Genomic DNA, 6,530 nt, shown 5'->3' with positions numbered 1-6,530 from the left:
ACGGCAAGGGCGTGTTCGCCGGCCTGAAGAACCCCTTCACCGCCACCCGCTACCACAGCCTGTCGGTGGAGAAGGGCGCGCTGCCCGAGGCGCTGGAGATCACCGCCTGGACCGAGGACGGCGAGATCATGGGCGTGCAGCATAGGGCCCGGCCGGTGCACGGGGTGCAGTTCCACCCGGAATCCATCGCCACGGAGTGCGGCTACGACTTGCTGGCCAACTTCCTCGAGATCGCCGGCGTGAGGCGCCTGGCGGAAGCCTGACGCCGTCCTAATGTCCGACGCCTTCAAGCCTCTGCTCAGCCTCCTGGCGGACGGCGGGACCTTGTCCGAGGAGAGCGCCGACGAATTCTTCGCCGCCTGTCTGCGGGGCGACCCGACCCCGGCCCAGGTGGGCGCGGCGCTCAGCGCCATGCGGATGCGCGGCGAGACGCTGGGCGAGATCGTCGCCTGTGCGCGGGCCATGCGCCGCGCCGCGGTGCACATCGAACCGCCCTATCCGACCATCGACGTCTGCGGCACCGGCGGCGACGGCCTGCACACCCTGAACATCTCGACCGCCGTGGGTTTCGTGGCCGCCGGCGGAGGACTGAAGGTCGCCAAGCACGGCAATCGCGCGCTGTCGTCGAAGTCCGGGACGGCCGATGTGCTGGCCGAGCTTGGCGTGGACATCGCCATGCCGGCGGAACGGCAGCTCAAAGCGCTGGACGAGGCCGGCATCTGCTTCATGTTCGCGCCGGCCCACCACGGGGCCATGCGTCACGTCTCGCCGATCCGCGCGGAGCTGGGCTTCCGGACGATCTTCAACCTGCTGGGGCCGTTGACCAACCCCGCCGGGGCGAAGCGGCAGGTGGTCGGCGTCTATGCCGAGCGTTGGGTCTCGCGCCTGGCCGAGGCCCTGGGCGAGCTGGGCGCCGAGCGGGCCTGGGTGGTGCATGGCTCAGGCCTCGACGAGATGACCACGACCGGCGAGACCAGCGTCGCTGAGCTGCGGGACGGCCAGGTGCGCCTGTTCACCATCACCCCGGAAGCCGTCGGCCTGCCGCGCGCGGCGCTGGCGGACCTCACGGGCGGCGCGCCGAAGGAAAACGCCGCCGCGCTGCGGCGCCTGCTGGCCGGCGAGACGGGACCCTACCGCGATATCGTCACCCTGAACGCCGCCGCGGCCTTCCTGGTCGGCGAGAAGGTGGAGACCCTGCGCGAGGGCGTCGAGCTGGCCGGCGCGGTGATCGACGACGGGCGCGCCCAGGGCGCGCTCGACAAGCTGGTGAGCCTGGCCGCGCGATGAGCGACATCCTCGAACGCATCGCCGCCTACAAGCGCGAGGAGGTGGCCGCCCGCAAGGCCGCGCGTCCGCTGGCCGAGGTCGAAGCCGCCGCCGGGTCGGCTTCCAAGCCGCGCGGTTTCCGCGCCGCCCTGGAGCGCGCGCACGGCCCGGGACGCCTCGCGCTGATCGCAGAGATCAAGAAGGCCTCGCCCTCGCGCGGCCTGATCCGCGAGGACTTCGATCCCCCAGCGCTCGCCAAGGCCTATGAGGATGGCGGCGCGGCCTGCCTGTCGGTCCTTACCGACGCACCGAGCTTCCACGGGGCCGACGACTACCTGGTGGCCGCCCGGGCCTCGACGGCCCTGCCCTGCATCCGCAAGGAATTCCTGATCGACCCCTGGCAGGTCGCCGAGAGCCGGGCGCTGGGCGCCGACGCCATCCTGGTGATCCTGGCCATGGTCGACGACGCGCTGGCCGCCGAGCTGATGGCGGCCGCCCGGGCGTACGGCATGGACGTGCTGGTCGAGACCCACGATGTGGCGGAGATGGCGCGCGCGGTGCGACTGGGGGCCGACCTGGTGGGGGTGAACAACCGCGACCTCAGGACCTTCACCGTCGACCTCGCGGTGACGGAGCGCCTCGCCGCGGCCGCGCCGCCCAACGCGCTGCTGGTCACCGAGAGCGGCATCTTCTCCCCGGCCGACGCCGCACGGCTGGAGCGGGCGGGCGCGCGGGCTATGCTGGTGGGCGAAAGCCTCATGCGGCAGGCCGATGTCAGGAAGGCGACACAGTTGCTGCTTGCGCGCTAGCCGGACACCCAAGGGGCGCCAATTCCATTGCTGAACAAATCGACATTACAGTGTTCGATAAGCGAACTCCTGCCAGCTGACGCGCTGTTCGAGTTATTTTTCGCCTAACACGAGCATTGCTTTGCGCGCCCGCCACGGCGCAGCTATCACAAGCTGCAGTTGTTCCGGTTGGGGGTTTTGCCGTGAGTAAGATGAAGTACGCGTTCGCCATGCTGGCGGCTGGCGGAGTGGTTGGCGTGGCCTCCGAGGCCAGCGCCACCGTCGTGACTCTGGGCTACGCAGGTGATCCTACGTCCTCGATCCAGGACATCTCGCTGATCAGCGGCAGCCCGGCCCAGTTCTACTATGGGTTCAATTCAAGCCAGGAAAAGACCTTCCTCGGCGCCTATAGCAATGGATTCCTGGGCGGAACCTATGGAAGCGCAAACACGATCGATGCAGGTGAGACCTTCAGCCAGAGCCCGGTGAAGACCGCCTGGATTGCTCCGCCGTTCCCGGGTTCGTCTGGCGGCTTCACCGTGTTCGGCGACCAGTATATCCATCTCCAGTTCATCGACGCCGGCGAGCTCTATGTCGGTGAGGCCCATGTCGACCCGAGCGCCACGCTGGTCGACATCAATTTCAACGACGTCGGGCCCGGCAACCAGCCGGGCGGCATCCCGGAGCCGGCCTCCTGGGCGCTCATGATCGCCGGCTTCGGCCTGGCCGGCACGGCCCTTCGTCAACGGCGCCGTCAGGCCGCGCTCAGCGCGTAGTAGAACAGCCCGGTCTTGGCGACCTCGCGCGCGTTGCAGCGGCGCGCGAGGCTCAGGGTGTCACGGACATCGTCGTCGCAGTGGAATCGAAACTCGCGCACGCCGCGCGGCAAGCCCCATCGCAGGATCGCGTCGAGTTGCAGCGCTCCAGCCCAGTCGCCGCGCGCGTCCGGCGCGACGACCCGCGCGTCGATGACGGCGACGCCGTGATCCATCCGGCCGAGCAGCACGGCGGCGACCTTGGTCCCGAGAAGGACCACCTGCGACAGGTCCTCCGTCGACACCCCCTGCCGCGTGGCCCGCTGCCGCAAGTTGTGCAGGGTCCGGAAGGGGCCGCCGCCGAATTCCGCCGATACAAGCCACCCCACCTCTTCCATTGGCGCTTCGGACAGGCTCACGACGCGGGCTTCGGCGGGAATGCGGCCGCGTGCGCGCAGCCGCGCGACCAGGGGCGCGATGGCGCCGTCGAGCGCCTCGCCGCTGGCCTGGAAGTGATGTTGCCGGCGGGCCAGGCCGAAGCCGCAGGCCTGCAGAAAGGCCGCCGCGGGGCTCTCGAGCGGCTCCGGCTCGAGCGACCAGAGCCCCTCAGCCTCGCCGGCGGTCATGCCCACTGCTTCGGCCATCAGTCGCCGTCCGACGCCTTGGCGCCGCATCGCCGGCATGACGTGCACGCGGAGCGGAAAGCCGCCGGGCTTGGCCCAGCTCTGCCAGATCACCGCCGCGGCGCCGGCAAGGCGACCGTCGTGGCGGGCAATCAGGAACTCGGCCGGCGAATGGCGCGCCTCAGGCAGCAGGGCGAGGCAGGCAGGGACCTCGGCCTCACCGGCCAGGCCGACGGACACGGTGCTCATGGCGCACGGCTAACACGGGCGTCGGACGGATGACCAGACTGCTGGTGATCGGCGCGGCCGGCCTGGACTGGCCCAATCTCTCGGCGCGCGCGGCGCCGCAGTTGGCCCGGTTGCAGGCGCGCGGAACGGCCGGCTGGCTGCGCTCCGCCGGTTCCGCCGCCGGCCCCGCGCCCTGGGTCAGCATGGTGACCGGACATCCGCCGGAGCGGCATGGCATCTGGCGGCGTGAAGAAGCCTACCCAGGCGGCATCCGCCCGATCAGCCGCGCCTCTTGGCGCGAGGCTCCGGTCTGGGAACGCCTGGCCGCCGTCGGAGTCACCACCGCAAGCGTCGCCTGGCCAGGCGCCCGTCCGGGCGCGGCGTGGAGGGGCGAGCATATCGACCGGGATTTCGCCGAGGCGTCCGGCCCGACGCAGGCGGACTGGGCCTTGCCGCTCCGTTGCGCCCCCTTGGACCTGCGCGAAGCCTTGCGCGGGCTTCGCGTGCATCCCTCCCAGATCACCGGCGGCATGCTGCGACCGCTGGCGCCGACGTTGAACGACCTTGACCAGAGCCGGGATGTGAAGCTGCCCCAGTTGGCGGTGGCCATGGCCCAAGCCGCGACGGTTCAGGCCGCCGCGGTCTGGCTGCTGGCGGAGCGGCGGCCAGATGTCCTTTTCGTCCACCACGCTTGGCTGGGCGAGGTCCTGACGGCGTTCGAGTCCACCCGGGACGGCCCCTTCGCAGGCGTGACGGACGGCGCCTGGCGGTTCTTCGACGGCCTGGTGGGGCGTCTCGCCGAGCTGGCGGGCGAAGAGGCCCTGGTGATGGTCGTCTCCCCGGGCTGGGGAGGCCGGCCGGGGACGGTCCTGGCGGCCGGACCGGCGGTGGCGGCGGGCGGATCCTGCAGCGGTTCTGACGTCTCGCAGGTCGCGGCGACCACGCTCGCGGCTTTCGGGCTGGTAGATGGCGCCCTTCCCCCGCCCATCCCCGGGATCGTTCCGGACGGCCCGCGCGCCGCGGCATTCCGCATCGACATGCCGCCACCGGCCGCGGACCTCGAGCTTCTGCGGGACGCCACGAAGGAAGGGTACGCCGCCCCGCCGCCTGCGCCCGGGACTTGGCGCGCCGAGGGCTTCGCAGAGCTCGCCTTCATGCTGCTCGCACGTGACGCCGACGGCGCCATCGCCGCGGCCGACCAGGCGTTGGCCTGCGCCCCGGACGCCGTCGCTGCGCTCGCCGCCAAAGCCATGGCGCTCATCGCGCTGGAGGAGGCCGAGCTGCTGCCGGACCTCGCCCGCAAGCTCGCCCGGTTGGCGCCGCGGCGCGGCTGGGGTGCGCTGGCGCGCGCCGCCTACCATGCCTTGCAGGACGATCCGGCCGAGGCGGCGCGGTGGCTCGCCAAGGCCGAGCCGGACCTCGACCCCGAGGTGCAGACCCGCGTTGCGGCCGTGTGGTTCGCCATCGGCCGGCCGGCCGAGGCCGAGCGGGTGTTCCGGACCCTCCTCGAACGCCACCCGGATCACGCCCCCGCAGCCGTAGGTCTCGGCATGGCGGCGGCGGCGCGCCGCGATTTCCGAGCGGCCGAGGAGGCCCTCCTGAAGGCGCTGAAGATCGATCCGGGCCGGCCGGCCGCCTATCTGCAGTTGGCGCAGGTCTATGCGCAGACCGCCCGTCGCGCCGAGGCCCGGCAGGCCGCCGACCGCGCCGTCAGCCTGGGCGCCGCGCCAGACCAGGCCGAAGCTTCCCTGCAAGGCCGGCTCGGCTGATTCCAAGGGTTGATGAGTCGAGGCCTGGGCCGCGCGGCGCGGGGAATTTCCCGTGAAGTTTCAGCGATGCAGACCGTAACTTGACATTAATGCGGAACACCTAGAGAACATCGCTAACGTTTGCGCTTTGTTCTCCAAGCGCTCTGCTCTGAGGCCGATCCGATGCTCACCCGCAAGCAACACGAACTGCTCATGTTCATCCATGAACGGATCAAGGAGAGCGGCGTCTCGCCTTCGTTCGACGAGATGAAGGAAGCGCTGGACCTGGCGTCGAAGTCCGGGATCCACCGGCTGATCACGGCGCTGGAGGAGCGCGGCTTCCTGCGCCGCCTGCCGCACCGGGCCCGGGCGCTGGAGGTGGTGAAGCTACCGCAGCAGGCGACCATGGCCGCTCCTCCGAAAGGCCGCGCGCCGTTCAAGCCGCAGATCGTCGACGGCGGGCCGGCCATGCCGCCGGCCGCCAACGACACGCGCGACCTGCCGATCCTCGGCCGCATCGCCGCGGGCACCCCGATCGAGGCCATCCAGCAGGAGCGCGACCGCATCCCGGTGCCGGAAAGCATGCTGGGCGCCGGCGAGCACTTCGTCCTCGAGATCCAGGGCGACTCGATGATCAACGCGGGCATCCTCGACGGGGATTTCGTGGTGATCCGCAGAGGCGACACCGCCACCTCCGGCGACATCGTCGTGGCGCTGGTGATGGGCGAGGAAGCCACGCTCAAGCGCCTGCGCCGCAAGGGCGCGTCGATCGCGCTCGAGGCAGCCAACCCGGCCTATGAGACCCGCATCTTCGGCCCGGATCAGGTGGCGGTTCAGGGCAAGCTGGTCGGCCTGATCCGGCGTTACCATTAGGTCACGAAATCGTGCAACCTTGGCCGTAACTCCGCGTTCGTACGCTGAGTCGGGGCCGTTGCCGGAACGACAACCGCTCCTGCTGTCGAAGACTTCGCGGTCCTGCGAAGTCGCTAGGGAGAGAGACTTAATGCGCATTATCACACTGGCCGTGGCCGCCATGAGCCTGACGGCTGCTGCCTGCAGCAAGCCGGCCGAAAAGGCCGCCGACGCGGCAGGAACCGCCAACGCGGAAGCCGCCGCCGCCAA

The 6,530-nt window shown here is 70.7% G+C and carries 7 protein-coding genes; 6 read left to right on the top strand and 1 reads right to left on the bottom strand.

What is annotated here, in order from left to right; genetic code table 11:
- The 4 genes from JWP28_RS05385 to JWP28_RS05370 form a co-directional block, all read left to right on the top strand.
- Nucleotides 1-263: gamma-glutamyl-gamma-aminobutyrate hydrolase family protein (locus JWP28_RS05385; RefSeq protein ID WP_299540840.1), on the top strand; the 263-nt coding region annotated here is incomplete at its 5' end.
- Nucleotides 264-273: 10 nt separating this feature from the next.
- Complete coding sequence (gene trpD / locus JWP28_RS05380) at nt 274-1,287, top strand: anthranilate phosphoribosyltransferase (RefSeq protein WP_299540837.1); 1,014 nt, start codon at nt 274-276, stop codon at nt 1,285-1,287.
- Entirely contained in the window at nt 1,284-2,075 is a 792-nt protein-coding gene (gene trpC / locus JWP28_RS05375) for an indole-3-glycerol phosphate synthase TrpC (RefSeq protein ID WP_299540836.1), read from the top strand. Before trpD ends, trpC begins: the two co-directional genes overlap by 4 nt.
- A gap of 191 nt (nt 2,076-2,266) precedes the next feature.
- The gene (locus JWP28_RS05370) at nt 2,267-2,830 is read left to right on the top strand and encodes a PEPxxWA-CTERM sorting domain-containing protein (RefSeq protein WP_299540841.1); all 564 of its coding nucleotides are present in this window, start codon (nt 2,267-2,269) and stop codon (nt 2,828-2,830) included.
- Here JWP28_RS05370 and JWP28_RS05365 read toward each other — a convergent pair.
- Nucleotides 2,809-3,681 carry a GNAT family N-acetyltransferase gene (locus JWP28_RS05365; protein WP_299540834.1) on the bottom strand — a complete coding sequence of 291 codons (873 nt, stop codon included), beginning with the start codon at nt 3,679-3,681 and terminating at the stop codon, nt 2,809-2,811. The genes JWP28_RS05370 and JWP28_RS05365 overlap by 22 nt on opposite strands.
- A gap of 29 nt (nt 3,682-3,710) precedes the next feature.
- On the opposite strand from JWP28_RS05365, the gene JWP28_RS05360 reads away from it, so the two are divergent.
- Together JWP28_RS05360 and lexA are read left to right on the top strand one after the other, a co-directional pair.
- A complete protein-coding gene (locus JWP28_RS05360) occupies nt 3,711-5,429 on the top strand; it encodes an alkaline phosphatase family protein (protein WP_299540832.1) in 1,719 nt (572 codons plus the stop codon).
- A gap of 162 nt (nt 5,430-5,591) precedes the next feature.
- Nucleotides 5,592-6,281 (top strand): transcriptional repressor LexA, encoded by a 690-nt coding sequence (gene lexA, locus JWP28_RS05355; RefSeq protein ID WP_299540830.1) that lies wholly within the window; start codon nt 5,592-5,594, stop codon nt 6,279-6,281.
- Nucleotides 6,282-6,530: the final 249 nt, after the last annotated feature.

The organism is Phenylobacterium sp. (genome assembly GCF_028290885.1).
Taxonomy (GTDB): domain Bacteria; phylum Pseudomonadota; class Alphaproteobacteria; order Caulobacterales; family Caulobacteraceae; genus Phenylobacterium.
This window is presented reverse-complemented; position numbering and strand designations above follow the sequence as displayed.

Bases quoted from the DNA above. Each gene is read 5' to 3' on its own strand.
- JWP28_RS05360 (WP_299540832.1), top strand. From the start codon at position 3,711: ATGACCAGACTGCTGGTGATCGGCGCGGCCGGCCTGGACTGGCCCAAT.
- lexA (WP_299540830.1), top strand. From the start codon at position 5,592: ATGCTCACCCGCAAGCAACACGAACTGCTCATGTTCATCCATGAACGG.
- trpD (WP_299540837.1), top strand. From the start codon at position 274: ATGTCCGACGCCTTCAAGCCTCTGCTCAGCCTCCTGGCGGACGGCGGG.
- trpC (WP_299540836.1), top strand. From the start codon at position 1,284: ATGAGCGACATCCTCGAACGCATCGCCGCCTACAAGCGCGAGGAGGTG.
- JWP28_RS05365 (WP_299540834.1), bottom strand. From the start codon at position 3,681: ATGAGCACCGTGTCCGTCGGCCTGGCCGGTGAGGCCGAGGTCCCTGCC.
- JWP28_RS05370 (WP_299540841.1), top strand. From the start codon at position 2,267: ATGAAGTACGCGTTCGCCATGCTGGCGGCTGGCGGAGTGGTTGGCGTG.